Genomic DNA, 25,711 nt, shown 5'->3' on the forward strand with positions numbered 1-25,711 from the left:
GGCGTTGGCGATGAGTATGAGCGATCAGCCAGAACTCAGCCCCGAGGGGTGGGTACGTGACCAGACCGAGAAGATCCTGGAACAGGGTACGACCGACGGCGTCCAGGTGTTGGACCGTCCGATCGTCCTGTTCACCACCACCGGGGCGAAGTCCGGCAAGAAGCGCTACGTCCCGTTGATGCGGGTCGAGGAGGACGGCAGGTACGCGATGGTTGCGTCCAAGGGCGGCGCGCCCGGCCACCCGTCGTGGTACTTCAATGTGAAGGCGCACCCGCAGATCTCGGTGCAGGACGGGGCGACGGTTCGCGACCTCACCGCGCGTGAGATCGACGGCGCCGAGCGCGAGCACTGGTGGGAGCTGGCGGTGGCCGCTTTTCCGCCGTATGCGGAGTACCAGACCAAGACCGAACGACGGATCCCGGTCTTCGTGCTCGAGTGACCGCCGTCGCGGCTGAAGGACCGTCGCTCCCAACGCACTCCGCGGCGCGAAGTGCGTTGGGAGCGGTCGGTTCAGCCGAGTGCGGCCAAGCGTGTCCAGGTGTCGACGACGGTGTCCGGGTTCAGCGACATGGACTCGATGCCCTGTTCGAGCAACCATTCGGCGAGATCGACATGGTCGCTGGGCCCCTGTCCGCAGATACCCACGTACTTGCCGCGCGCCTTGCACGCCGAGATCGCCGCTGCGAGCATGTGCTTCACAGCGGGGTCACGTTCGTCGAAGGAGTTTGCGACGAGCGCGGAATCGCGGTCGAGCCCGAGCGTCAACTGCGTCATGTCGTTCGATCCGATGGAGAACCCGTCGAAGTGGTCCAGGAACGCGTCGGCGATGACCGCGTTCGAAGGCACCTCGCACATCATGATGACCTCGAGTCCGTTCTCGCCGCGGCGAAGGCCGTGCGAGGCCAGCAGCGAGATGACACCTTCGGCCTCGGTGAGGGTTCGGACGAACGGGATCATGACCTTGACGTTGGTCAGGCCCATCTCGTCGCGGACGTACTTCAGAGCGGCGCACTCCATGGCGAAACAGTCGGCGAAGTCCTTCGACAGGTACCGCGACGCGCCGCGGTAGCCGATCATCGGGTTCTCCTCCTCGGGCTCGTAGAGTTCGCCGCCGACGAGCTTCGCGTACTCGTTGGACTTGAAGTCCGACATGCGCACGATCACCGGATGCGGCGCGAAGGCTGCCGCGATCGTCGCGACGCCCTCGGCGACCCGGTCCACGAAGAACTCGCGGGCGCCCGGATAGGCGGCGATCGCCTCACCGATCTGCTCCTTCAGCGGCCCGTCGAGGGTGTCGAAGTCGAGCAGGGCCTTCGGGTGGATACCTATTTGGCGGTTGATGATGAACTCGAGGCGCGCGAGTCCGACACCACTGTTCGGCAGGCGGGAGAATGCGAACGCCTGTTCAGGGGTACCGACGTTCATCATGATCTTGGTGCTGATCTCGGGCATCGCCTCGATCGAGGACTCGGTGACGTCGAAGTCGAGCAGCCCTTCGTACACGTAACCGGTGTCGCCCTCCGCGCACGAGACCGTCACCTCGCGACCGGCGGTGAGCGACCGCGTGGCCCCACCGGTACCGACGACGGCGGGAATGCCCAGTTCGCGGGCGATGATCGCGGCGTGACAGGTGCGACCACCGCGGTTGGTGACGATGGCGCCGGCGCGCTTCATGATCGGCTCCCAGTCGGGGTCGGTCATGTCCGCGACGAGCACCTCACCGGCCTGGAACTCGTGCATCTGTTCCACCGATTCGAGCACCCGGACGGCGCCGGCTCCGATGCGGGCGCCGATCGCCCGGCCTTCGACGAGGACCGTGCCGGTCTCGTTGAGCCGGTACCGCTGCTGGCCGGTCACCGCGGCCCGCGACTGCACGGTCTCCGGACGCGCCTGCAGGATGTACAGCTCGCCGTCGACGCCGTCCTTGCCCCACTCGATGTCCATCGGACGCCCGTAGTGCTCCTCGATCAGCAGCGCCTGGCGGGCGAGCGCCTCGACCTCCGCGTCGGTGAGGCTCAGCAGTCGTCGATCCACGGGCTCGACGTCGACGAACTCCGTCGTCCGGCCGACCGAGCGGTCGGCGGTGTAAACCATCTTGGTCGCTTTCGATCCGACGCCGCGCTTGAGAACCGCAGGACGGCCCGCGCGCAGGGCAGGCTTGTACACGTAGAACTCGTCGGGGTTCACCGCACCCTGGACGACGGCCTCACCCAGGCCGTACGAGGAGGTCACGAACACAGCGTCGGCGAAGCCCGACTCTGTGTCGATGGTGAACACGACCCCGGACGTGCCGATGTCGGAGCGCACCATCTTCTGCACGCCCGCGGACAGAGCGACGGCGTCGTGGTCGAACTTGTGGTGCACCCGATACGCGATGGCGCGATCGTTGTACAGCGATGCGAACACCTCGTGCATCGCCTGCAGGATCGCGTCGATGCCGCGCACGTTGAGGAAGGTCTCCTGCTGTCCGGCGAAGGACGCGTCCGGAAGGTCCTCGGCGGTCGCGCTGGACCGCACGGCGAACGACGCGTCGTCCGATCCGCCCGACAGCTCCGCGTACGCCGTCCGGATGTCGGCCTCGAGATCGGTCGGGAACGGCTGCTTCATGACCGCCGCGCGGATCTCGCGGCCCGCCTCGGCCAGCGCCTGGACGTCGTCGGTGTCGAGGTCGGCGAGCCGCGCACTGATCTTCTCGGCCAGGACGGTGCCCGCAGCGCTCGGTTGATTCACGAATCGGCGGAACGCGTCGGCGGTCGTCGCGAAGCCGTTGGGGACCCGGACCCCGACGTTGGTCAGGTTGCGGACCATCTCGCCCAGAGACGCGTTCTTGCCGCCGACCTGCTCGAGATCGGCGAGGCCGAGGTCGGCGAACCATCGGACGTTGCTGTTCATGGACGGGCTCCTGAATCGTGACGGTGGGCCCTGCGTGCGAGCACTTGCAGGATGAGTGTGGACATTTCTTCGACGGATTTGGCCGACGAGTCGATAACGGGCAGGTCGTGCGTGCGGTACAGCTCCTCCGCCCGCTTGAGTTCGTAAGCGCACTGGCGCAGCGACGCGTACGTCGAGTCTGGGCGACGTTCCGTCCGGACCGCGCAGAGACGAGCCGCGGTGGTGATTATCCCGAAACAGCGGTCCTGCAGATGCAGGATGGGGCGTGGCAGGTCGGTGCTCACCAGATCCTCGTCGACCAGAGGGTAGTTCGCGACACGAAGTCCGTGTTGCAGTGCGAGGTACATGGTCGTCGGGGTCTTGCCGCAGCGCGACGGCGCAACCAGGATCACGTCGGCCTTGTCCAGCGTGCGGACACTTTGGCCGTCGTCGTGTTCGATCGCGTACTCGACGGCCTGCATACGCGCGTTGTAGCGCTTGACATCGCCCACGCCGTGCAGGCGCGCGGGGGTCCGGGCGCCCCGGGTGCCGAGGATGGACTCGACCTGCTGCATGTGCATGTCGAAGAAATCGATCACAGGTGCGCGGGTCCGCTGCAATTCGTGACGGACGTCATCGAGCGCGGCCGTGACGAACACCAGGGGTGTCATGCCGCGGTCCATCGTGGCGTCGATCCTGCGCACGACCTCGCGGGCGTCGTCGGGCGTGGTGATGAACGGGATCACTGTCCGCTCGAACCGGTGGTCGGGAAAGTGCAGGAGCAGGGCGTTGCCCATGGTCTCCGCGCTGATCCCGGTGCTGTCCGAGAGGAAGAAAACCGGGATCGTGTCACCGGCATACGTCTCAATCACCGGTCCATTCCTATCGTCGCCGTCACACGGTGGGCTCCATCTTTTCCTAGACGCTTTTCGAGCTGTCAGGCAGGTCGCGTAACGGGCCGTTGATGAGGTGTTCACGGAGGTCCACGAGCTCGGCCGGGGGAACAGCCCGACCACGGTCCGACACCCCGGCCTCGTCGCCGGCCCCGGTGTCTGTCCGTCGGTCAGGGCGACGATCACGTCGGGTCGACCGGTGCCGCGGGCCCCGAACCGGTACGTCACGTGCGACAGTTCCAGCGCGTGGTGGGACGGCCGCTGTCGTGCGGCGGCCTTCTCCCTGCGAAACATCATCGGGCGACCTCCTGATCGCTGTCCTCGGTGCGATCCAGATGGAGCGCCCCGGCGAGGCGTCCGCGACGGACGTGCCGGGCCTGCGGCGGAGCAGTCGCACCAACTCCACCTGCCTCCACCTACGACCCAGGGCGGCTACGCTCGGCCCTGCAACCGTGTAGTCGAGGGTGACGAGGAGCCGTCCGTATGTGCCTGGTCCTGTTCGCCTGGCATACCCGCCCCGACCTCCCCCTCGTCGTCGCGGCCAACCGCGACGAGTTCTACGCCCGCCCCACCGAACCGCTGCGCCGTTGGGACGACGGCTTCGTCGCGGGCCGCGATCTGCTCGCGGGCGGAACGTGGATGGGCATCTCCGACGTCCTGCGGTTCGCGGCCGTCACCAACGTCCGCGACGGCGCTCCCGCGACCGGGGCCCGGTCCCGCGGAGACCTGCCCGTCGACTTCCTCCGCGGTCGGCTCTCGCCCGCCGACCACGCCGAACAGGTGGCCGCGACCGGCGCCGAGTACGGCAGCTTCAACCTGCTCGTCGGCGACCCCGCGGAACTGTGGTGGGTGACCAACCGGCCCCACGGTCGCAGGCAGCGCGTCGAACCCGGCGTCCACGGCCTGTCCAACGCCGAGCTCGACACCCCGTGGCCGAAGGTGACCGGCGGCAAACAGGCGTTCGCCGCCGCGCTCGCCGCCGACGACGGCAGCCCCGAATCGGATCCCGGGGCGTACTTCGACGTGCTCGCCGACAGCGATCCGGCGCCGTGGGACGCGCTGCCCGACACGGGCATCGAACCCGAACTCGAACGCGCCCTGTCGTCCCGGTTCATCCGCCACGGCGAGTACGGGACGCGGGCATCGACCCTGCTGCGGGTCCGGCCGGACGGCACCTACGACATCACCGAACGACGGTTCGACGAGAACGGCCCCCTCCCCACGTGAGCGGCAAAGTGTGCTCCCGCACGCTTTGCCACTCACCTAGGAGAGGGAGGACCGGATGACGCCCGCCGTCTGATCGAGCGCGATCCGGCTCGGCGACTTCGGCATTCCACGCAGCCCGAACCCGTCACCGGCAGTGCGCGGAACGACGTGCAGGTGGACGTGGAAGACCTCCTGGCCGGCGGCGATCCCGTCGGCCAGGAACAGGTTGACACCCTGCGCCCGCATCGGCCCGTGCCGCAACGCGGTCGCGAGGCGCTGCCCCACCGCGAACACCGCCGCACCGTCGCCCGGATCGAGGTCGGCGAGCCCGCTCGCGTGCCGCTTCGGGACCACCAGCAGATGTCCGGACGTCCACGGCCGGATGTCCAGGAACGCCAGCACGTTCTCGTCCTCGTGCACGACGCTGGCATCGGATCGGCCCGACACGATCTCGCAGAAAATGCAGTTCACGTAGGCACCTCCGGTGCTTGTGCGCCTTTTTGGTAGTCCCAGCTACCAGAAAGGCGCACGGGCGGCGAAGCCGCCTACAGGATCGGGGACGGCTGGTAGGCGGCCGCCTCGGGGTTGGCGTCGACGAGTTTCTGCACCTGCGCCACGACCGTGGCGACCTGCGCCTCGGCGGCACCGATGAACGCCTTCTTGTCGGCGAGAGCCTCGTCGAGGGCGGCCCGGTCGAGGGGCAGGCGGTCGTCGGCGGCGAGACGGTCGAGGAGGTCGGGCTCCTTGCCCTGCTCGCGCATCGCCAGCGCGACGGCGACGGCGTGTTCCTTGATGACCTCGTGCGCGGTCTCCCGGCCCACTCCGGCCCGCACCAGGGCCATCAGGACCTTGGTGGTGGCGAGGAACGGCAGGTACCGGGTGAGTTCCTTCTCGATGACGGCGGGGTAGGCGCCGAATTCGGCGAGCACCGTCAGGAACGTCTCGATCAGTCCGTCGATCGCGAAGAACGCGTCCGGCAGCGCGACGCGGCGCACCACCGAGCAGAACACGTCACCCTCGTTCCACTGCGCGCCCGCCAGTTCGGCGGCCATCGACGCGTAGCCGCGGAGCACGACCTGCAGTCCGTTGACGCGCTCACAGGAACGGGTGTTCATCTTGTGCGGCATCGCCGACGACCCGACCTGGCCGGGCTGGAAGCCCTCGGTGACCAGTTCGTGGCCTGCCATCAGGCGGATGGTGTGCGCGAACGACGACGGCCCGGCCGCCACCTGCACCAGCGCGGACAGCACGTCGTGGTCCAGCGACCGCGGGTACACCTGGCCGACGCTCGTGAACACGTGGGAGAAGCCGAGGTGCTCGGCGACCTTCTGCTCCAGAGCCTCCAGCTTGGACGCGTCTCCGTCGAGGAGGTCGAGCATGTCCTGCGCGGTGCCCATGGGGCCCTTGATGCCGCGCAGCGGGTAGCGGTCGATCAGCTCGCGCAGCCGGGTGAGCGCGACGAGCAGTTCGTCGGCGGCGGACGCGAACCGCTTGCCCAGCGTGGTGGCCTGCGCCGCGACGTTGTGCGACCGGCCTGCCATGACGAGGCTGCTGTACTCGGCGGCCCGCTCGGCGAGCCGGGCCGCCACCGCGACACCGTGTGCGTGGACGTGCTCGAGCGACCGCAGGATCTGCAGTTGCTCGACGTTCTCGGTGAGGTCGCGGCTGGTCAGCCCCTTGTGGACCTGCTCGTGGCCGGCGAGGGCGTTGAACTCCTCGATACGGGCCTTCACGTCGTGGCGGGTGACGCGCTCACGGTCGGCGATGGAGTCGAGGTCCACCTGCTCGAGCACGCGTTCGTAGTCGGCGAGCGCCTCGGCCGGCACGTCGATCCCGAGTTCCGCCTGGGCCCGCAGCACGGCGATCCACAGCTGACGCTCGAGGATGATCTTGTGCTCGGGCGACCACAACTCGACGAGTTCGGGGCTGGCGTAACGGTTGGCAAGGACGTTCGGGATGCGGCTCACGAGTCCTCAGTTTACGGCGGCGCTACAGCTCGACGTGGTCCGGCCGGTCGAGGGCGGGCGCGACGACGTCGACGACGTCGAGCAGCATCGCCCGGGCGAGGGCCCGCAGGTCGGCGTCGTGCTCGCCGAGCGCGGTGACCACGGCTCCGTCGACGACGGCGACGAGCCGCCGGAGTTGCTCCTGCCGGACGTCGCGGTCGGAGCGCCGCAGGGCCTCGGTGAGGACGTCGTCCAGTTGCGCGCGCAACCGCAACTGGACTTCCCGCAGTTCGGGGCGACGCGCGCAGGCCGTGAACCGCTCGTACCGGGAGATCAGCCGCTCGCGGCAGTCCTCACTGATCAGGGCCGGTCCGACGAGCAAATCGAGGAGGAGGTCGACGGTGGATTCGCGTCCGCGGCGCCGGTGCGTTACGTCCTCGACGCGGCCGCGCATGACCGCGAGATCGCGGTTGCCGTTGCATTCGACGGCCTTCGCGATCAGGTCGTCCAAAGACTCGAAGTAGTAGGTGGTCGACGCGAGCGGAAGGTCGGCGCGGGTGGCCACCGAGCGGTGCCGGACCGCGTCGAATCCACCCTCGAGCAGGAGATCGGCGGCAGCCTCGACCAGCGCCTGTCGGCGCCTTTCGCCCTTCGGAGTTGCCGCGGATGACACCAATTCATCCTGCCAGCCGCGGGTGCCGCACCACGGCAGATTGGGCGACAGACCGCGAAGTATGTGGGTGGTGCCGCGCACCCGCGTAGCGTCGGGAAGATGCGGGTGTCGGTGCGGATGCTGGCCCTGGGATGCGCGGCGGCGGCGCCGATGGTCCTTGCGTCGGCGTGCGGGTCCGACGACGATCCGGCACTCGATCCGGCGGCCGTCTTCACCGCCACCGCGTGCCCGTCGCCGAACGTCCCCGGACTGCCGCAACTGGACCTCGGCGCCGAGTTCAGCTGCGGCACGTTGACCGTGCCGGAGGACCGCTCCCGTCCGGACGGACGACGCATCGAACTGGCCGTGACGCGGCTCGGTGCCACATCCGCGACCCCGCGACCCGACCCTCTCGTCTACCTGACGGGAGGTCCGGGCGGGCCCGCGCTGGCGAGCGCCGCCCAGGTCGCGCCGCTCGGTCTGAACCGCGACCGCGACGTCCTGTTCCTCGGCCAGCGCGGCACCATGCACTCCGACCCGTTCCTGGCATGCCCCGAGATCGACGAGTTCCAGGCGGCGCAGACGGGCCTGAGCCCGCTCGATCCGGCGACCGCACCCCTCGACGCCGAGGCCACCCGGACCTGCCGCGACCGGGTCGCGGTTGGCGGCTACGACCTCGGCGCGTACGACACCAGGGAGAACGCCGCCGACGTCGCGGATCTGCGGGTGGCGCTCGGCCTCGACGAGTGGAACATCTACGGCGTCTCGTATGGCACCGACCTCGCGCTCACCGTGCTCCGCGACCACCCGGACGGCATCCGCAGCGTGGTGCTGGACTCGGTCGTGCCGACGCAGAACAACATCATCGAGGGCTTCTGGCCGGGCGCCGCCGAGGGCTTCCGCGCACTGTTCGACGCGTGCGCGGCCCAGCCGGCGTGCGCCGCGGCGTACCCGGGCCTGACGGACGAATTCACCGCGACCGTGAACCGGCTGGCCGCCGCGCCGCTGACCGTCGACCTGTCCGGCAGACGCGTCGTGCTCGACGGGTACACCTTCGTGAATCTGGTGATTCAGCAGAGCCTCGCGCCGGGCAACTACGCCGGACTCCCCGCGCTCGTCCACGCGACCGCCACCGGTGACGGCGTCCCGGCCGCGACCGCACTGCTCGGCACGGTGACGCCGCCCGGACTCATCGGCTACGGGCTGACGTTCGGGGTGTTCTGCGGTGAGCAGACGGCGTTCACCGACCGGGGGCAGGTTGCCGCCACCGCGAAGCGGGCGCTCCCGGACTTCCCGGACGCGGTGCTGTCGCTGGTGCCGCAGGCCGCCCGGATCTTCGACGACTGCGACATCTGGGACGTGCCCGCGTCCGACGCCCGCGTGCACGAGCCCACGGGAAGTAACGTGCCGACCCTGCTCCTCACCGGGTCGCTCGACGCCGTCACCCCGCCGTCGCAGGCGCGCACCGCTGCCGCCACTTTGTCGCGGTCCGAGGTGCTCGAGTTCCCCGGGCTCGGCCACGACGTGCTGCAGTCCTCGGACTGCGCCCCGGCCGTCACGGTCGGCTTTCTCGAGCAGCCGACCGGCGGCTACGACACGAGTTGCCTGACACGGGTGCAGATGCCGGTGTTCACGACCGGGTGAGAGCCCGCGGCAGGCTGGCGCTGCGACGGAGCCGCAGCGCGATCGCCACCAGCGCCGGGAACGTCACGGCGAGAATTGTCATGCGCTGGAGGAGCCCGGCGATCTCGTGCAGCGGCGCGCCACCCGGCATCGCGAACCGGCCGAGCAAGACGAAACAGCCCAGACCGACGATCCCGGCGACCCCGACGTAGCGCGCCAGGCCGCGCCACCGCGGATCGGCGGCGAACCGGCGCGACAGCACCACCAGGGCGAGGGCGCTGCAGGAAAAGAACGTGACCCCCGCGATCACGTGATGGCCCGGGGCATAGGGCTCCCCTGCCGGATCCTCGCGTAACGGAAACACGGCGGCGAGTATCAGCCCCACCGCTGCCACGCCGAGCAGAGCGGGCCCGGCCCAGCCGGACCGCGTGTTCGCGATGCCGCGGTGCAGTCCGGCCGCGAAGATCGTCAGCAGCACGGCGAAGGCCAGGAAGTTCAGCTGCTGGATCCAGCCACTCGGGTCCGCCTCGAGAGCACTGATCGGGTCGGCGATCCGGCTGTAGTCGTCCCGAAGAAACGTCTCCTGGACGAGAAATCCCGCGGTGAACAGCACCGGACCCGCGACGCCCGCGCGGGCCGCCCACCGCTGGAAGCCGGGGTGTGACAGACGAACTGACGTGGTGACCATGACCACGACGCTAGGGCGACGTCACCCCCCGGACATCGGGTAATTCACCCATCTTCCCGAAGGTGATCACCTGAGTCGTTCTACCCATTCAGTTGTCGGGGAGGACGGCTCCGGTCGCCTGGTCGACGTTCACGTCGTAGTCCCAGCCCTTGGCGTCGCGGATATGAATGTGCCACACCGGCTTACCGTCCCGCTGCTGCTGCTCCGAATTCGAGACCGTGCCACCCGGAACCGTCGCGAGAGCGATCTGCTCGGCCTGCTGCTGGGTCACCGCGCCGGCGGGGGGTGCGGGTGCGGCGGTCGTGGTGGTCTGCCCGTCCTGACTGTCGGACACCACCGTGCCGGTCGTCGCGTCGACGTTCACGTCGTAGTCCCAGCCCTTGGCGTCGCGGATGTGGACGTGCCACACCGGCTTACCGTCCCGCTGCTGCTGCTCCGAGTTCACGACGGTGCCACCCGGAACCGTCGCGAGAGCGGTCTGCTCCGCCTGTTCCTTGGTGACCACCGCGGCCCCTGCGGCGCTCGTGGTCATGGGCGACGACGTCATCGCTGCCGTGGCCGACGTCGTGGCACTGGCGGAGGTCGACGGGGTATCGCTGCTGTCGGAACCGCATCCGCCCAGCAGCAGCGCGGAGGCCGCGACTACCGGGATCAGGCTCACACAGCGCACAACTCTGGTGGTCATCGTGGCTCCTCGATCGCTCGACGGCGTCAAACCTGCCTGTCAGAGTACGGAGCCACAACCGACCTCGCGGTAGTTTTCGCCAGTTCCCGGCCCGAGTCAGACCCTCACCACGCGCGACAGGACCGCCGTCCGAAGCTGCGCCGGGCGAGCACGAGCCAGACGATGGGCAGGAAGACGAGCGGGGGGATGCGGACCAGCGCGACCCACAGAATCGCGGCGAGGATGGCCACCACGAACACGAGTATCCGCAGTGCCGCCGCCTCCCGCCCCGGGTCGCGTCGTACGCGCACCCGTTCGGGTTCGGACGTGAAGCGCTGCGTGTCCGGAAGATCCGCGAAGAGCGGCACGAGGTCGCCGGCGGTCTTGGCGAGGTACGCCGCCTGCACCCGGGCGTCGAACTCGTCGGTCTCGAGCCGTCCGGCTGCGAAATGGTCGGCGAGTGCCGCCGCTGCTTGCTCCCGCTCCACGGTCCCGATGCGGACTCCGCCAGGAAGGGGTGGCTGTGGATGACTGATCTCGCTCATGTCGTCGCCTCGCGCCTGGTTTGTAACACTGTAATCCTAGCCACAGTGTAGGCCTTCTATTCCTGGTCGCGCCCGTGGAAACCCTGCCGGCGCTGTTCCTCCGCGCGTTCCCGGCACCGCCGCACGAACTCGGCTTCCTCCGGGTCGGCAGGCAGCCGATCGCTCGGAATCTTCTGCGGCCGCCCGACCACGATCCACAGCACCGAGCCGACGAGCGGAAGCAACAGCACGATCACCAGCCAGCCCTCCTTCGAGAGGTTCCGGAACTGGTCGTCGTCGGTGGTGACGGCGTCGGCGAAGCACAGGACCCACAACACGAATGCGAGCAACGCGACGTACAGCATCGCCGTTCTCCTTGCCTGGCGCCCCCGAACACGCAGTGCGCCCAAGTCCATCGAACAACTGCTGCGACGCCGCCGCAAGAGCGAACTGCGGCTACAGCCAGCGGCCCAGTCGCACCAGGGATTCCCGGACCTCCGCCGTGGATCCGGCGAACGACAGCCGGACGGTCCGGTCTCCGTGGACGGTGTCGAAATCGATGCCGGGGGCCAGCGCCAGACCGGTGTCCTGCAGCAGCCGCGAGCACCATTCCGTCGACGTCGCGCCGTGGGTTCCGCCGAGCAGGTGCCCGATGTCGGCGTACACGTAGAACGCCCCGTCGGCGGGTGCCAGGTCGGTGATGCCCAGCTCGGGGAGTCCGGTCAGCAACAGTTCCCGGTTGACGGCGTAGCGCTGGACGTGGCCGTCGAGTTCGGCCCTCGATTCCTCGGTGAACGCGGCGATCGCCGCGTACTGGGAGATGGCGGGCGGGCACACCGTCATGTTCGACGCCAGCCGCTGCAACGGCCTGCGCAGCCCCTCGGGCACCAGCATCCAGCCCAGCCGCCAGCCCGTCATCGAGAAGTACTTGGACACCGAGCCGACGACTACGGATTCACGCGACGTCTCCCACGAGCTGGTCATCGCCTGCTCGCCGTATCCGATGCCGTGGTAGATCTCGTCGGAGATCAGCAGCGTCCCGTGAGCGTCGCACCAGCGGGCGAGAGCGGCCAGTTCGCCGGGGTCGATGACGGTGCCGGTGGGGTTGGCGGGGCTCGCGACGATCAGTCCGGCGGGCGGCTCGGGCAGGGCGTCGAGCATCGCGACCGTCGGCTGGAACCGGGTGTCGGCTCCACAGTCGATCTCGATGACGTTGCAGCCGAGCGCGGCGAGCGTGTTCCGGTAGGCCGGGTAGCCGGGGCGGGCCACCACCACGGTGTCGCCGACGTCGAAGGCGGCAAGGAACAGCAGCGTGAACGCGCCGGAGGAACCGGTGGTCACGACGACGTCCTCGGCGTCGACGTCGATTCCGGATTTGCCGGCGTGATATCCGGCGATCGCCTCCCGCAGCGGCAGGATCCCGAACGTCTCCGTGTACCCGAGCAGGTGACCGTCGAGCACTTCCCGCGTCGCGCGGAGCACCGGCTGCGGCGCGGGCGTGGACGGCTGCCCCGCGGCGAGGGTCAGCACGTCGCCGTGGGTGCGCTGACGTTCGGTGGCGGCCTTCCACACGTCCATCACGTGGAAGGTCTGGATGTTGGACCGCTGGGATTCGGGACGCACCCCATGACGCTAGCGTGACGCGCTCACTCCCCCGCCAACGCGTCCCGCTGCGATTCGACCGTCTCCCGGATCGCCCCCACCACCGCCGCGACCTCCGGTCGTCGCAGTGACTCGGGCCGCGCCACGAGCCAGTACGCCAGCGTGGCCTCGACCTGCCCGGGCAGCACCCGCACGAGGTCGTCGTGGCGGTCGGCCATGAAGCACGGCAGCAGCCCGATGCCTGCCGAGGCCCGGGTGGCCTCGACGTGCACGAATACGTTGGTCGACGTCACCGATTCGCGCATCGAGACGGTGAGGCGGCGTGCCAGGTCGAGTTCGTCGACCTGCAGCATCGAGTCGATGAAGTAGACGAGTGAGTGATCGGCCAGATCACTGACCCGCGTCGGGGTGCCGTGTTCGGCCAGATACGACCGCGCGCCGTACAGGCCGAGTGTGTAGTCGGCCAGCCACAGCGCCTCCGCCCGGTGCACCTGTGGTTTGCCCACGACGATCTCGATGTCGAGTCCCGACCGCTGCTGCGAGGCCCGGCGGGTGATCGCGACGATCTCCACGGACACGTCCGGGTGCCTGCTGCGGATCAGCGCGCCTGCGGGCGCCGCGATGTAGGCGCTGAACCCGTCGGTCGCCGAGACCCGGACGACGCCCTTCAGGTGGTCGGCGCCGCCGGGTTCGGCGACGAGTCCGTGGACGGCGGCCTCCACGCGTTCGGCTGCGGTCAGCGCCTGCCGCCCGAGGTCGGTGAGTTCCCACCCGCCGGCGGCCTTCACGAGTACCCGGCCGCCGAGGCTCTTCTCCAGACTCGCGATCCGGCGCGAGATGGTCGTGTGGTTGACCCCCAGGTCGTCGGCGGCCGTGTTGAAGCGGCCGGTCCGTCCCACTGCCAGCAGGACGAGGAGGTCATCGGCGCTGGGCATGGCTGCTCCGGAGGTCATTTGTGCATATTTGCACATGCCGGTTGCAGGTTGCGTCATTGTGTGCGCACAAATATGCATCAATACTCGGCAGGACCAATGAACTGTGCCCCCAGTCACAACGGGGTACGGAGTGTGGAGAGGAGCGACAGATGAGCGTCGACGAAACAGCGCACGCGAAAGAAGCCCCGCCGTCCGGGCTGAAGAAGGTGGTCGGCGCGTCCATGGCCGGCACCGTCGTCGAGTGGTACGAGTTCTTCCTCTACGGAACCGCGGCGACGCTCGTGTTCAGCAAGGTCTTCTTCGCGGCAGGCGGCAACGAACTCGACGCGATCATCGCGGCGTTCGTGACCTACGCCGTGGGCTTCGTCGCCCGGCCGCTCGGCGGCATCGTCTTCGGTCACTTCGGCGACAAGTTCGGCCGCAAGCAACTGCTCCAGTTCAGCCTCCTCCTCGTCGGAACGGCCACGTTCCTGATGGGTTGCCTGCCCACGTACGGCCAGATCGGGTACTGGGCCCCGGCCCTGCTCGTCACCCTCCGCTTCATTCAGGGATTCGCCGTCGGCGGCGAGTGGGGCGGCGCGGTGCTGCTGGTGGCCGAGCACAGCCCCAACAAGTCCCGCGGCTTCTGGGCGTCGTGGCCGCAGGCCGGTGTGCCGGCGGGCAACCTCGTCGCGACCGTGGTCCTGCTGATCCTCACGACGACGCTGTCCGACGAGTCCTTCCTCAGCTGGGGCTGGCGCGTTGCGTTCTGGCTGTCGGCCGTCATCGTCCTCGTCGGCTACTACATCCGCACCAAGGTGACGGACGCGCCGATCTTCATCCAGGCGCAGAAGGAAGCGGAACACGTCAAGGAGACGTCGTTCAGCGTCTTCGAGGTGCTCAAGCGCTACCCCCGCGGCGTGCTGACGGCGATGGGCCTGCGCTTCGGTGAGAACGTCATGTATTACCTCGTGGTCACGTTCTCGATCACGTACCTCAAGGTCGTCGTCCACACGGACACCGCGCAGATCCTCTGGTGGATGCTGATCGCCCACGCCGTGCACTTCGCCGCGATCCCGCTCGTCGGGCGGCTCTCCGACACCATCGGCCGCCGTCCCGTCTACATGATCGGCGCACTGACCGCGGGCACGTGGGGCTTCTTCGCCTTCCCGATGATGAACAGCGGGCACAACGCCGTCATCCTCAGTGCGATCATCATCGGCCTGGTGTTCCACGCGTTCATGTACGCCGGTCAGCCGGCGATCATGGCCGAGATGTTCCCGACGCGCATGCGGTACTCAGGTGTCTCCCTCGGCTACCAGGTGACGTCGATCGTGGCCGGTTCGCTGGCGCCGATCATCGCGGCCAGCCTGCTCAGCAAGTACGACTCGGCCGTTCCGATCGCGATCTACCTGGCGATCGCCTGCCTGATCACCGCCGTCGCCGTCGTCGTCGCCCGGGAGACCAAGGGCATCTCGCTCGAGTCGATCGACGCGGCGGACGCGCAGATCCTCGCGGACGAGAAGGCCGCCGGCGCGAAGAACGAGGTCCCGGCATGACCGAGCAGAACCTGGTCGGGCGCACCGCGCTGGTCACCGGCGGCGCCAGCGGCATCGGTGCGGCCTGCGCCCGGGCGCTCGCGGCGCGCGGAACGCACGTCACGGTCGCCGACCTCGACGACGTGGCCGCCAAGAGCCTCGCCGACGAGATCGACGGAACGGCGTGGCACGTCGACCTCCTCGACACCGATCCGCTCACCGAGTTGCGGCTCGAGACCGACATCCTCGTCAACAACGCCGGGATCCAAACCATCAGTCCCATCGAGGAATTCCGCCCCGAGGACTTCCGGCGCATCCAGACGCTGATGGTCGAGGCGCCGTTCCTGCTGATCCGCGCCGCCCTGCCGCACATGTATGCGACGGGTTTCGGCCGCATCGTCAACGTCTCGTCGGTGCACGGACTCCGCGCGTCGGCGTTCAAGGCCGCGTACGTCACCGCCAAGCACGGGCTCGAGGGACTGTCGAAGGTGACGGCATTAGAGGGTGGCCCGCACGGCGTCACCAGCAACTGCGTCAACCCCGGTTACGTCCTGACACCGTTGGTGCAGAAGCAGATCGCGGATCAGGCGCAGGTGCACGGCATCAGCGAGTCCGACGTGATCGAGAAGGTGATGCTCACCGAGAGCGCGATCAAGCGACTGGTGGAACCGTCGGAGGTCGCCTCCCTCGTCGCGTGGCTCGCGTCCGCCGACGCAGGCATGGTCACCGGCGCCTCCTACACGATCGACGGAGGCTGGACCGCTCGATGACGTGGTGACGAAACAGGCGTGCACCCCTGGATGCTCCAGGGGTGCACGCCTGTTTCGACAGTGCTTCGATCTCAGGGAATGGCGATGCGGCCCTCGACCGCGGCCAGCCCGATGTCCTTCCGGAAATGGCTTCCCGGCAGCTTGATCGCGGAGATCTTGGAGTACGCGTCGGCGCGCGCCGCGTCGAGGTCGGCTCCGACTCCGACCACGCTGAGCACGCGTCCGCCTGCGGAGACCACCTGGTCGTCGACGAGCTTGGTGCCTGCGTGCAGGACGCCGTCACCGTCGGCGCCGGTGATCACGTCGCCGGTGCGCGGGGTCGCCGGGTAGTGCTCGGCCGCGACGACGACGGTCACCGCCGAGCCGTCCTGCCATTCGAGCGGCGCGACCCGGTCGAGCGTTCCGGTGGCCGCCGCGTTCAGCAGCTCCCCGAGCGGGCTCTTCAGCAGCGCGAGAACAGCCTGGGTCTCGGGGTCGCCGAATCGGCAGTTGAACTCGACGACGGCCGGGCCGTCCTTGCCGATCGCCAGCCCGGCGTACAGCAGGCCGCTGAAGGCGCTGCCGCGGGCGACGAGTTCGGCGGCGACCGGCTTCACGACGTCGTCGACGATCTGGGTCACGGTCTGCTCGGGCAACCACGGGAGCGGCGTGTAGGCGCCCATCCCGCCGGTGTTGGGTCCGGTGTCGCCGTCGCCGACGCGCTTGTGGTCCTGGGCCGGCAGCAGCGGCACGACGGTCTCACCGTCGACGACGCAGAACAGCGACACCTCCGGACCGTCGAGGAAGGATTCGAGGAGAACGGGGTGGCCGTTCTCGAGCAGTTCGGCCGCGTGGTCGCGGGCGGCGTCCCGATCGGTGGTGACCACGACACCCTTGCCCGCCGCGAGTCCGTCGTCCTTGACCACCCAGTTCGGCCCGAAACGGTCCAGTGCCGCGTCCAGCTTCGCGGGCGAGTCGACGATCTCGCTGTGCGCGGTCTTCACACCGGCGGCGGCCATGACGTCCTTGGCGAACGCCTTGGACCCCTCGATGCGCGCGGCGTCGGCCGACGGACCGAAGCAGGCGATCCCCGCCGCGCGGACGGCGTCCGCGACACCGAGCACCAGCGGGACCTCGGGGCCCACCACGACGAGGTCGGCGTCCAGCTTCTTCGCGAGGGCCGCCACCGCCTCCCCGGACGCGATGTCGACCGAGTGCTGCTCGGCGATCTTGCCGATCCCGGCATTGCCGGGCGCGCACATCAGGGCACTGACACCCGGATCGCGAGCAAGGGCGAGAAGGAGGGCATGTTCACGGGCTCCGGAGCCGATAACGAGTACGCGCACGGGTGTCAGCCTACGGCCCACCCGTGAGTACTTATTAACCGCCGGCGGTTAATAAGTACTCACGGGCGACAGCATGACCTTCGGCGACGGCGTGTGCGACCTTGCGCGGGACGAGCGCGTCGCCGATGACGTGCACGCGTGCGTTGTCCGGCGCGAGGAGCGACCAGTCGGCCGAGAGTCGCTCGCCGGCGACGACGACCCGGTCGGCGTCGAGGCGGGTCCTCGCCCCGGACAGGGTGTTCTCCAACTCGACCGAGCCGTCGGAGACCGCGACGATCTTCGACAGCACGCGCACGTCGACCGGTTGGCCCGACAGCCGGCGCAGATACTGCACCCAACCTTCCGCGGGGAGGCCCGACGCGAAGGCCGCGGCCGGCGTCAGGACCGTCACGAGGCCGGCGCCGGCGGCGAGTGCGGCTTCGACCGAGCTTGCCGCGGGCCAGAGCCCGAATCCGTCGTCGACAACCACGACGTGGTCTGCGCCGCGCAGCGGTTCCCCTCCCCCGGCCAGTGCCTGCGACGTGAGCAGCGACGTCGTTCCTGCCGCTTCACGGGGCAGCGTCTCCTCGGCCCCGACGGCCAGGACCACGTCGTCGAAGCCCTCCAGGTCGGCGGCACTCACCCGGTGGCCCAGCCGGATCGTCACCGACGACAGATTGTCGGAGTAGTAGTCGAGGAGGCGACGCCAGCCGCTGCGGTGTGGTGCGTCCGCGGCAATCGCGAGTTGGCCTCCGATCCGGTCGCGGCCCTCGAAGAGGGTGACGTCGTGGTCGGATCGGAGCCGCATCGCGCACTCGAGCCCGGCCGGGCCCGCACCGACGACGGCGATCCGGCGCCGCGCCGTGGACCGGCGCGTCGGGCCGAGGGTCAGCGGGTACGCCGGGCGCGCGGACCGGCCCGGCGGCGCGAGGTCGGGGTTGACCGAGCAGAGCAGGACCGGGTCGAACGCCCGGCAGTCCTCGTTGCAGGACACGCACGGGCGGATCGAGGATTCCCGGCCGGTCAGGATCTTCCGCGGAAAATGCGGGTCCGCGATCAGCGGTCGTGCCACGCCGACGAGGTCGGCACCCGACTGCAGGGCGGTGTCGATGGACGCGCCGGTACGGAAGGACTGCGACACGAGCAACGGTGCCGAAGTGGCCGCGCGCAACCGTCCGACCGCATCGAGCAGCGGCGGCTCGGTGACGGCCATGTCCCGGACGTAGGTGGTGCGGACGCCGACGGTGACGTTGACGTAGTCGAAGCCGGAGAGATAAGGAAGCAGCTCACACAGCCGGTCCATGCCGAGGCCGGCCTCTTCGCCTCCTTCTGCGGAGACGCGAACACCGAGGACGACACCGGGGCAGGCGTCTCGGACCGCGGCCGCGATGCGGTCGAGGATCCGCACCCGCTGCGAGACCGTCGTGGCGTCGGGGCCGAAGTTGGTGACCGGCGAGAGGAACTGCGCCAGCAGATATCCGTGGGCTGCATGCAGTTCGACGACGGGGAATCCGGCGGACCACGCGTGCACAGCGGAGGTGCGGAAGGCGTCGACGATCCCGTCGACTTCCGCGGACGCGAGTGCGCGGGGACGCGTCGGTTCGCGAGGCGAGCGGACGACGGTCGGCGCCACGGGATGGCTCCACAATTCGGCGCCGAGCGTTTCGCGACCGAGGTGGACCAGTTGGCACGCCGCCACGGCTCCCTCCTCCGTGATCGCCCGTGCCCGGGCCTCGAGGCCTGCGACGACTTCGGGACGCCAGGCCTCGGTGATGTTGCCGTTGCGGTTGGCCGAGCTCGGTGACACCACGGTGCCGCCGACGATCAGCATCGCCGCGCCGCCCGCCGCCCGGCGGCGCCAGTAGTCTGCGTCGCCGGGCGACGGGACACCGCCGGCGACGGCTCCCGAGGCATGCGCCGTCCCGACGAGACGGTTCGCCAACCGGAGCGGGCCGAGCTGTAGCGGCCGAGCCGCGCGTGGAGTAGTCAAGGAAGCTCCCAACTGAACTGGATTCACTTCACGCTAGCAGGTGATTGACATCACACGGCAACTTCTTTAGATTCAAACTGATATCAGTTCAATTTGAGGGGAATCATGTCGTTCGTTCTCATTCATGGCGCAGGAATGGGCGCCTCCTGCTGGGACCCACTGCTGCCGTTTCTCGAAGGCGACACTCTCGCAGTCGATCTCCCCGGACGGGGTAGACGCCGGTCCGCCGACCCGCGGTCCGTCACCCTCGCCGACTGCGCCGCGGCCGTCGTCGCGGATGTGGAGGCGGCGAACCTCGAGGACATCGTTCTGGTCGCACATTCATTTGCCGGAGTGACGGCCCCGCCTGCCATGGCGGCGCTCGCGGGCCGACTACGGCACGTCGTCTTCCTCTCCGCTGTCGTCCCGGCCGACGGCACGCGAGTGATCGACCAGATCGACCCGGACGTCCGCGCCGCCGTGGAAGAGTCGATTCAAGGCGGTGTCTATCGCCAGGATCCTGTGGGCGCCACAGCGATGCTCTGCAACGACATGGACGCCGAGCAGACCGGCTGGATGATCGACCAGCTGGTCGACGACTCCGCCGCGTTACTCACGGAATCCGTCGATCTGTCCGGCCTTCGGGCCGACATACCCCGCACATACGTACGTTTGACGAAGGACGCCTGCTATCCGCCCGAACTGCAGGAGCGATCGGCCGCCGTCGTCGGCGGCGATACCGTCTTTCTCGAATCCGGCCACATGGCCATGGTGACGATTCCCGATCAGGTCGCCGCGCTGCTTCACAGGCTCTCGCTGTAGGCCGTCGCCGCCCATTCGATCCCTCGCTCCGCAAACGAATACACGGTTTCGCACCCGGCGAACCGATTCCGGAAGGACTTTCATGCCATGAGAAGTGTGCCGATAAAGCTGATGGCGGTCGCGGTGGTCGCCGCGTTCGCTTCCGCCGCCTGTGGATCCGGCGGTTCCGGCGTCAGTCAACCCGTGTCAGGCACGTGGGACGACGTCGTCGCAGCAGCCAAGAGCGAAGGCAGCGTACAGCTGTACTCGAGCCAGAATCCCGCCAATCTCGAGGCGCTCAAAGTGGCATTCGAGCAGGAGTATCCCGAGATCTCCCTCGAATACGTCCGGGGAACGGACGCCGACATCAACCCGAAGGTCGAGGTCGAGAATCAGACGAAACGCGGCACGGCCGACGTCCACATGCTCACCGACTCCGCCTGGATCGAGACGGCCGCGGAGTCGGGCACGTACTCGACCGACCTCGTCGGCCCGGCGTTCGACGCGCCGGAGTACGAACCCGAGAAGAGCATCATCTCCGACAAGTTCTTCCTGACCAGCGCGGCGGTGTTCTCTCTCGGATGGAACACGACAGCACTTCCCGGCGGTCTGCAGAAGCCGGACGACCTCCTCGACCCGGCGTTGAAGGGCAAGATCGGCATCGTCAACCCGTCGGGTATCGCCGCCTACGTCGACTTCTACCGCTTCTTCGAAAAGAACTTCGGCCCCGACTATCTCCAGAAACTCGCCGAACTGAAACCGCGCATCTACCCGAGCGCACTGGGCGTCGCCCAGGCTTTGACCTCCGGCGAGATCGTCGCCACCCCGGTGGTGCAACCCCTGGTGCGGGAGAAGGAATCGGGCGCACCCGTCGACTGGGCGCTGCCCTCACCCCCGTGGGGAACACCCTGGTTCACGCACGCCCTGTCCGCGGCGCCGCACCCGAATGCGGCTCAGGTGCTGGCGAATTTCATGGTCACGCCTGCCGGCCAGAAGGCGCTGTCGCTCGGCTACGCGAGCGCCCTCCCCGGCATCGAAGGAAGCGTCGCGCGGGCCCAGGATATCGCAATGCCCAACCCGTCCGATCTGACGCCCGAATCGCTCACCGAATACCAGGCCGACTGGGAAAAGAGATTCATCCAGTGACGTCACACGACGCGCGACTGCGTGATACCTGCGCTCTCGTCACCGGTGCGGCACGCGGGATCGGCGCCGCGACAGCGGAACTCTTCCATGCCCACGGGGCGACGGTGTACCTGTGCGACGTCGACGACGATCTCGGCAACAGTGTCGCGGCGAAACTCGGTGCGAGAGCCCATTATCGGCACCTGAACGTGACCGACGAAGCCGACTGGTCCCGGGTGACCGCCGAGATGGCGGATCGCGGCCACCCGCTGCGGATTCTCGTCAACTCGGCAGGCGCCGCGTCCAAGGCGTCGATCATGGACACCTCGCTCGCCGAGTTGCGACGCATGATCGATCTCAACCTGGTGGGCACGTTCCTCGGACTGCAGGCCGCGGGTGCCGCGATGACCACGGGCGGGTCGGTGGTCAACCTGTCTTCGCTGCGCGGCGTCCTCGCGACCGCCGAACTCGGTGCGTACGGCGCGTCGAAGTTCGGCGTTCGCGCCCTGACCCGCGTTGCGGCGCTGGAATTCGCGGAGAAGAACATCCGGGTCAACGCGGTGTGCCCGGGCAGCATCGACACGGCCATCACCGCGGGCGCCGACTTCGCCGACGACGACATGGACGCGTACGTGAAAAGCATTCCGCTGCAACGCCGCGGTCTGCCGCTCGAGGTGGCGAAGGCCATCCTGTTCCTCGCCGGCGACGAGAGCAGCTACGTCACCGGCACCGATCTCATGATCGACGGTGGAACCTCGGCGGGCGCCAGGACTCCCAAGCTCTCGTCGTCGTGACGGACCGGCCGGGCAACTCCTTGCCCGCCGGGCCTACGACCGCTAGGCTGAAATGAACTGAATTCACTTTATTTCCGCCGATGCTCCAAGGACAGGAGCCTGGGCGGACGCCCTCCAAGACAAACCACTCGCAACCAGGCAGGTGCCAGGTGACATCGCAATTCAGGGTTTCCAACCTGACCAAGACCTTCGGGTCCAACACCATCGTCGACCAACTCGATCTCGACATCGAGGACGGTGAATTCCTCGTCCTGCTCGGCCCGAGCGGTTGCGGGAAGACGACCACGCTTCGCTGCATCGCCGGCCTCGAGACACCCGAGGGCGGGTCGATCACGTTCAAGGACCACACCGTCTTCGACGCATCGGCCCGGATCAACGTTCCGGCCTACAAACGCAACATCGGCATGGTCTTCCAGTCCTACGCGCTGTGGCCGAACATGACGGTGCGAGAGAACATCCGGTACCCGTTGAAGGTCCGCCGGATGAAGAGCGCCATGGCCTCCGGTCAGGTCGAAACCGCTGCGGGCATGGTGGACTGCGGGGCTCTGCTCGACCGGTACCCCTCCCAGCTCAGCGGTGGGCAGCAACAGCGGGTGGCGGTGGCGCGCGGACTGGTCGCCCAACCCGACCTGGTGCTGTTCGACGAACCCCTGAGCAATCTCGATGCGCGACTGCGCGATCAGGTGCGGTCCCAGATCCATCAGCTCCACCAACGTCTCGGCTTCACAGCCGTATTCGTCACCCACGATCAGGCCGAGGCGTTCGCGCTCGGAGACCGGCTCGCCATCATGAAGGCGGGCAAGATCGAGCAGTACGACACCCCGGAGCGGGTCTACGAGGCCCCGTCCTCCGACTATGTCGCCGCGTTCATCGGCATGGCGAACCGACTCGAACTCGTCCGGCGGCACGAGGGCTGGACGACGCGCGCGGGCACCCCGGTAGACCTCGATGCGGCCGGCATCCAGGGCGGACGCCTCGGCGGCGACACGGCCCTGGGAAGAATGCGCCCCGACGACCTCGCCCTGCACCGCTCGCTCGACGAGGTCCGCCCCGGCGACGTCGGACTCACCGGTGAACTCGTCACCTCGGAGTACGGCGGCCGCTATTTCGACGTGACGGTCGACGCAGGCGGTGAGCGGTTGTACCTGCGCGCGGATGCCGGACGGCACGGGCCCTGGCTGCGCGGCGCCGCCACGGGATCTCCTCTGGTGGTCAGCTTCTCCCCCAGCGCACTACGGGTGTTCCCGCACCCCGACGGGCACGTCGATCTGCAGGCTCCCGAGCTCGCTCGTACCGCAGCCCGAGCGGAGGCATGATGGCTACCGTCGCCGTGAGCCGCGGCGCGCGTCCGCTCGTCGTCAGCGCGGTGTGGCGAACCCGGCTCGGGTACGGCGCGCTGCTGGCGTTTCTCGCGTACCTCGTCGTGCTCCCGCTGTTCCGCCTGCAGTCGCTGGCGTTCGAAGACGGCGCTCGCGGGTATCAGGCCCAGTACGGGCGGTACGACATCGGGCAGACCATCCGGACGACCATCGCCCTCGCCGTCACGTCGCTCGCCATCGCCATGGTGCTGGGAACGGTGCTCGCGTTCGCGGCCACCAGACTGCCCCGCCGGCTGAGCTTTCTCCGGATCGTCCCGATCCTGCCCATCGTGATGCCCGCGGTCGCCAACGTGGTCGGGTGGGCATTCCTCCTCTCACCGGGACCGGGGTACCTGAACGCACTCCTGCGCACGCTTCCCTGGTGGAACACCCTGGATTCCGGACCGGTCGACGTCTACAGCACCCCGTGGATCATCATTCTCACCGGTTTCGGACTCACGTCCTTCGTCTACCTGTTTGTCAGCGCGGGCATGCAGAACATCAGTTCCGAGCACCTCGAGGCCGCGCAGATCAGCGGTTCGTCGACGCTCGGGGTGTTCTTTCGCGTCGTGCTCCCCCTGCTGCGCCCGTCGCTGGTGTACGGCGGCGGAATCGCGCTGCTTCTCGGACTGGGCCAGTTCACCGGGCCCCTCCTGCTGGGGCAGAACGCGGGCGTGAAGGTACTCACCACCGAAATGTACCGCCGTGTGTCGGAGTCGCCTGCGGATTTCGCGGCCGCGGCGGCCGCGGGTTCACCGCTCGTCATCTTCGGCATCGTCGTCGTGCTCGCGCAGAAGATGCTTCTCGGCAATCAGAAGCGCTTCGTCACTCACGGCGGAAAAGCGTTCGCACCGAACACCGGTCGCTCGGTCTGGGCCGCCGCATTGATCTCCGTGTACGCGATTCTCGCACTCGTCGTTCCGCTGATCGGGCTCGCCATCGTGGCGGTGTCTCCGTACTGGTCGGAATCACTGTCCTGGAATCTGTTCACGCTCGACAACTTCCGGGCGCTCTTCCAGACGGCGAGCATCGTCGACTCGGTGTTCACCAGTCTTCTCACCTCCGTCGTGGCAGTGGTGATCTGCGTGCCGATCGGCTATCTCACCGCCACTCTGCTCGTGCGAGGCCGCAAGCACCGGGTCCTGGGAACCATCGGTGACATCATCACTGCTCTCCCCCTGGGTATTCCGGCGGTGATCTTCGGCGTCGGGTTCCTGCTGACCTACACGCAGCCGCCGCTGATCCTCTACGGCACCAAAGCGGTCATCATCCTCGTGTACGTCGTGCTCATGGTGCCGTTCTCCACCCGGATGCAGATGACGGCGATGCTGTCGCTCGGGGAGACCTACGCCGAGGCGTCGGCGACCAGTGGCGCGAGCCCGTTCGTCACCAATCTCCGGGTGATCCTGCCGCTGATGAGACCGACCGTGCTCAGCGCCGTCGCCCTGATGTTCATCCTGCTCACCCACGAGTTCGCCGCCTCCCTGCTCGTCCGTGCCGCCACGACACAGGTGATGGGCACGCTGCTGTTCGACCTGTGGGAGAACGGTTCCTACCCGCTGGTGGCGGCGATGGCGCTGCTCATGACGGCCGTGACCAGCATCGGCGTCGTGTTCGCGATGCTCGTCGGCGGCCGGAACGTGTTGAGCAACCTGTGATGTCGATGTGCCCTGCCCGATCCGAACGAACGACGAGGAGTACAGATGAGTGTGGGACCTGACCGGCTTCGCGACAAGGTCGTCCTGCTGACGGGTGCGACCGGTGGAATCGGCGTCGAGATAGTCCGCAGACTTGCCGACGAAGGCGCCCACGTCGTCGTCACCGATCTCGACGAATCGGCCTGCCACGACCTGCTCCGCACTCTCGCCCGGCCCGAGCGACACGCCGCGCACGCCCTCGACGTCTCCTCCGAGGAACAGTGGGAGGCGGTCGTCGCGGCAGCCGAGGGGACGTTCGGCGCTCTGCACGCCCTGGTCAACAACGCCGCCATCGGCAGTGTCGCAACCGCCGAGGACGAAACCCGAACGCACTGGGATCGTGTGATCGGGATCGGCCAGACCGGCACGTGGCTGGGCATGAAACATGCCGGCCCTCTGATCGAGCGCAGCGGCGGCGGTTCCATCGTGAACATGTGCTCGATCCTGGGAACGGTGGGCGGCCTGGGCAACAGTGTCGCCTACGCGGCCGCCAAGGGCGCCGTCCGCACGATGACGAAGAACGCCGCCCTGCACTGGGCGAAAGCGGGAGTGCGGGTCAACTCGCTGCACCCGGGATTCATCGCGACGCCACCGCTGCTCGAACGCTGGGAGGGCACCGAGCGTCACCGCGAGATGCTGGCCGGCACGCCGATGGGCCGGCTCGGGCGCGGTGAGGAGATCGCGGCCGCGGTCGCCTTCCTCACCGGCGACGACTCCACCTTCGTCACCGGATCGGAGATCTACGCCGACGGCGGGTGGACAGCGGCCTGAA

Annotated in this window: 24 protein-coding genes; 11 read left to right on the forward strand and 13 right to left on the reverse strand. The window is 68.4% G+C overall.

The genetic code is table 11. From position 1 onward, the window contains the following. Nucleotides 1-16 precede the first annotated feature (16 nt). A complete protein-coding gene (locus tag CA951_RS15910; protein ID WP_087557851.1) occupies nt 17-439 on the forward strand; it encodes a nitroreductase family deazaflavin-dependent oxidoreductase in 423 nt (140 codons plus the stop codon). Nucleotides 440-510: 71 nt separating this feature from the next. Here CA951_RS15910 and ppsA read toward each other — a convergent pair whose 3' ends face one another. Both ppsA and CA951_RS15920 read right to left on the reverse strand, forming a co-directional pair. Beyond that, entirely contained in the window at nt 511-2,892 is a 2,382-nt protein-coding gene (ppsA, locus tag CA951_RS15915) for a phosphoenolpyruvate synthase (RefSeq protein WP_087557738.1), read from the reverse strand. Further along, entirely contained in the window at nt 2,889-3,743 is an 855-nt protein-coding gene (locus tag CA951_RS15920) for a pyruvate, water dikinase regulatory protein (protein WP_087557739.1), read from the reverse strand. The genes ppsA and CA951_RS15920 overlap by 4 nt, the downstream gene beginning before the upstream one ends. Before the next feature lie 504 nt (nt 3,744-4,247). On the opposite strand from CA951_RS15920, the gene CA951_RS15925 reads away from it, so the two are divergent. Next, nucleotides 4,248-4,991: an NRDE family protein gene (locus CA951_RS15925; RefSeq protein ID WP_087557740.1), complete on the forward strand. Its 744-nt coding sequence runs from the start codon at nt 4,248-4,250 to the stop codon at nt 4,989-4,991. Nucleotides 4,992-5,027: 36 nt separating this feature from the next. On the opposite strand, the gene CA951_RS15930 is transcribed toward CA951_RS15925, so the two are convergent. From CA951_RS15930 to CA951_RS15940, 3 genes are all read right to left on the reverse strand, one after another. Then, nucleotides 5,028-5,441: an HIT family protein gene (locus CA951_RS15930; RefSeq protein ID WP_087557741.1), complete on the reverse strand. Its 414-nt coding sequence runs from the start codon at nt 5,439-5,441 to the stop codon at nt 5,028-5,030. A gap of 74 nt (nt 5,442-5,515) precedes the next feature. Continuing rightward, nucleotides 5,516-6,937 (reverse strand): adenylosuccinate lyase, encoded by a 1,422-nt coding sequence (gene purB, locus CA951_RS15935; RefSeq protein ID WP_087557742.1) that lies wholly within the window; start codon nt 6,935-6,937, stop codon nt 5,516-5,518. A 22-nt stretch (nt 6,938-6,959) separates the two neighbouring features. After that, nucleotides 6,960-7,589, reverse strand: a complete 630-nt coding sequence (locus CA951_RS15940) for a TetR/AcrR family transcriptional regulator (RefSeq protein WP_087557852.1) — start codon at nt 7,587-7,589, stop codon at nt 6,960-6,962. Nucleotides 7,590-7,688: 99 nt separating this feature from the next. On the opposite strand from CA951_RS15940, the gene CA951_RS15945 reads away from it, so the two are divergent. Then, complete coding sequence (locus tag CA951_RS15945) at nt 7,689-9,212, forward strand: alpha/beta fold hydrolase (RefSeq protein ID WP_087557743.1); 1,524 nt, start codon at nt 7,689-7,691, stop codon at nt 9,210-9,212. On the opposite strand, the gene CA951_RS15950 is transcribed toward CA951_RS15945, so the two are convergent. From CA951_RS15950 to CA951_RS15975, 6 genes are all read right to left on the reverse strand, one after another. Then, nucleotides 9,199-9,879 (reverse strand): DUF998 domain-containing protein, encoded by a 681-nt coding sequence (locus CA951_RS15950; protein WP_087557744.1) that lies wholly within the window; start codon nt 9,877-9,879, stop codon nt 9,199-9,201. The genes CA951_RS15945 and CA951_RS15950 overlap by 14 nt on opposite strands. Nucleotides 9,880-9,967: 88 nt before the next feature. Beyond that, nucleotides 9,968-10,564 (reverse strand): PepSY domain-containing protein, encoded by a 597-nt coding sequence (locus CA951_RS15955; RefSeq protein ID WP_087557745.1) that lies wholly within the window; start codon nt 10,562-10,564, stop codon nt 9,968-9,970. 104 nt (nt 10,565-10,668) lie between these two features. Further along, complete coding sequence (locus CA951_RS15960; RefSeq protein WP_087557746.1) at nt 10,669-11,088, reverse strand: DUF1707 domain-containing protein; 420 nt, start codon at nt 11,086-11,088, stop codon at nt 10,669-10,671. Between the two features lie 56 nt (nt 11,089-11,144). After that, entirely contained in the window at nt 11,145-11,432 is a 288-nt protein-coding gene (locus CA951_RS15965; RefSeq protein WP_087557747.1) for a PLDc N-terminal domain-containing protein, read from the reverse strand. A gap of 91 nt (nt 11,433-11,523) precedes the next feature. Then, entirely contained in the window at nt 11,524-12,690 is a 1,167-nt protein-coding gene (locus tag CA951_RS15970; protein ID WP_087557748.1) for a pyridoxal phosphate-dependent aminotransferase, read from the reverse strand. A gap of 23 nt (nt 12,691-12,713) precedes the next feature. After that, nucleotides 12,714-13,622: a LysR family transcriptional regulator gene (locus tag CA951_RS15975; protein WP_087557749.1), complete on the reverse strand. Its 909-nt coding sequence runs from the start codon at nt 13,620-13,622 to the stop codon at nt 12,714-12,716. A gap of 131 nt (nt 13,623-13,753) precedes the next feature. On the opposite strand from CA951_RS15975, the gene CA951_RS15980 reads away from it, so the two are divergent. Both CA951_RS15980 and CA951_RS15985 read left to right on the forward strand, forming a co-directional pair. Further along, complete coding sequence (locus CA951_RS15980; protein ID WP_087557750.1) at nt 13,754-15,142, forward strand: MFS transporter; 1,389 nt, start codon at nt 13,754-13,756, stop codon at nt 15,140-15,142. Next, nucleotides 15,139-15,891: a 3-hydroxybutyrate dehydrogenase gene (locus tag CA951_RS15985; RefSeq protein WP_087557751.1), complete on the forward strand. Its 753-nt coding sequence runs from the start codon at nt 15,139-15,141 to the stop codon at nt 15,889-15,891. The genes CA951_RS15980 and CA951_RS15985 overlap by 4 nt, the downstream gene beginning before the upstream one ends. 71 nt (nt 15,892-15,962) lie before the next feature. Here CA951_RS15985 and purD read toward each other — a convergent pair whose 3' ends face one another. Then, a complete protein-coding gene (gene purD, locus CA951_RS15990) occupies nt 15,963-17,216 on the reverse strand; it encodes a phosphoribosylamine--glycine ligase (protein WP_087557752.1) in 1,254 nt (417 codons plus the stop codon). A 34-nt stretch (nt 17,217-17,250) separates the two neighbouring features. Continuing rightward, nucleotides 17,251-19,185 (reverse strand): FAD-dependent oxidoreductase, encoded by a 1,935-nt coding sequence (locus tag CA951_RS15995; protein WP_087557753.1) that lies wholly within the window; start codon nt 19,183-19,185, stop codon nt 17,251-17,253. A 105-nt stretch (nt 19,186-19,290) separates the two neighbouring features. On the opposite strand from CA951_RS15995, the gene CA951_RS16000 reads away from it, so the two are divergent. From CA951_RS16000 to CA951_RS16025, 6 genes are all read left to right on the forward strand, one after another. Beyond that, complete coding sequence (locus tag CA951_RS16000) at nt 19,291-19,986, forward strand: alpha/beta fold hydrolase (protein WP_087557754.1); 696 nt, start codon at nt 19,291-19,293, stop codon at nt 19,984-19,986. A gap of 87 nt (nt 19,987-20,073) precedes the next feature. Beyond that, nucleotides 20,074-21,111 carry an ABC transporter substrate-binding protein gene (locus CA951_RS16005; RefSeq protein WP_087557755.1) on the forward strand — a complete coding sequence of 346 codons (1,038 nt, stop codon included), beginning with the start codon at nt 20,074-20,076 and terminating at the stop codon, nt 21,109-21,111. After that, entirely contained in the window at nt 21,108-21,884 is a 777-nt protein-coding gene (locus CA951_RS16010; protein WP_087557756.1) for an SDR family NAD(P)-dependent oxidoreductase, read from the forward strand. Before CA951_RS16005 ends, CA951_RS16010 begins: the two co-directional genes overlap by 4 nt. Before the next feature lie 149 nt (nt 21,885-22,033). Further along, nucleotides 22,034-23,200, forward strand: coding sequence for an ABC transporter ATP-binding protein (locus CA951_RS16015; protein WP_087557757.1), 1,167 nt, complete (start codon nt 22,034-22,036; stop codon nt 23,198-23,200). Next, complete coding sequence (locus CA951_RS16020) at nt 23,200-24,900, forward strand: iron ABC transporter permease (RefSeq protein ID WP_087557758.1); 1,701 nt, start codon at nt 23,200-23,202, stop codon at nt 24,898-24,900. The genes CA951_RS16015 and CA951_RS16020 overlap by 1 nt, the downstream gene beginning before the upstream one ends. A 45-nt stretch (nt 24,901-24,945) precedes the next feature. Next, nucleotides 24,946-25,710 carry an SDR family NAD(P)-dependent oxidoreductase gene (locus tag CA951_RS16025; protein WP_087557759.1) on the forward strand — a complete coding sequence of 255 codons (765 nt, stop codon included), beginning with the start codon at nt 24,946-24,948 and terminating at the stop codon, nt 25,708-25,710. Nucleotide 25,711 lies beyond the last annotated feature (1 nt).

The sequence above is a fragment of the Rhodococcus sp. NCIMB 12038 genome (assembly GCF_002165735.1).
Classification (GTDB): Bacteria; Actinomycetota; Actinomycetes; order Mycobacteriales; family Mycobacteriaceae; genus Rhodococcus_F.

Bases quoted from the DNA above. Each gene is read 5' to 3' on its own strand.
- CA951_RS16005 (WP_087557755.1), top strand. From the start codon at position 20,074: ATGAGAAGTGTGCCGATAAAGCTGATGGCGGTCGCGGTGGTCGCCGCG.
- CA951_RS15950 (WP_087557744.1), bottom strand. From the start codon at position 9,879: ATGGTCACCACGTCAGTTCGTCTGTCACACCCCGGCTTCCAGCGGTGG.
- CA951_RS15985 (WP_087557751.1), top strand. From the start codon at position 15,139: ATGACCGAGCAGAACCTGGTCGGGCGCACCGCGCTGGTCACCGGCGGC.
- CA951_RS15960 (WP_087557746.1), bottom strand. From the start codon at position 11,088: ATGAGCGAGATCAGTCATCCACAGCCACCCCTTCCTGGCGGAGTCCGC.
- CA951_RS16000 (WP_087557754.1), top strand. From the start codon at position 19,291: ATGTCGTTCGTTCTCATTCATGGCGCAGGAATGGGCGCCTCCTGCTGG.
- CA951_RS16020 (WP_087557758.1), top strand. From the start codon at position 23,200: ATGGCTACCGTCGCCGTGAGCCGCGGCGCGCGTCCGCTCGTCGTCAGC.
- CA951_RS15980 (WP_087557750.1), top strand. From the start codon at position 13,754: ATGAGCGTCGACGAAACAGCGCACGCGAAAGAAGCCCCGCCGTCCGGG.
- ppsA (WP_087557738.1), bottom strand. From the start codon at position 2,892: ATGAACAGCAACGTCCGATGGTTCGCCGACCTCGGCCTCGCCGATCTC.
- CA951_RS16025 (WP_087557759.1), top strand. From the start codon at position 24,946: ATGAGTGTGGGACCTGACCGGCTTCGCGACAAGGTCGTCCTGCTGACG.
- CA951_RS15910 (WP_087557851.1), top strand. From the start codon at position 17: ATGAGCGATCAGCCAGAACTCAGCCCCGAGGGGTGGGTACGTGACCAG.
- CA951_RS15965 (WP_087557747.1), bottom strand. From the start codon at position 11,432: ATGCTGTACGTCGCGTTGCTCGCATTCGTGTTGTGGGTCCTGTGCTTC.
- CA951_RS15925 (WP_087557740.1), top strand. From the start codon at position 4,248: ATGTGCCTGGTCCTGTTCGCCTGGCATACCCGCCCCGACCTCCCCCTC.
- CA951_RS15955 (WP_087557745.1), bottom strand. From the start codon at position 10,564: ATGACCACCAGAGTTGTGCGCTGTGTGAGCCTGATCCCGGTAGTCGCG.
- CA951_RS15975 (WP_087557749.1), bottom strand. From the start codon at position 13,622: ATGACCTCCGGAGCAGCCATGCCCAGCGCCGATGACCTCCTCGTCCTG.
- CA951_RS15945 (WP_087557743.1), top strand. From the start codon at position 7,689: ATGCGGGTGTCGGTGCGGATGCTGGCCCTGGGATGCGCGGCGGCGGCG.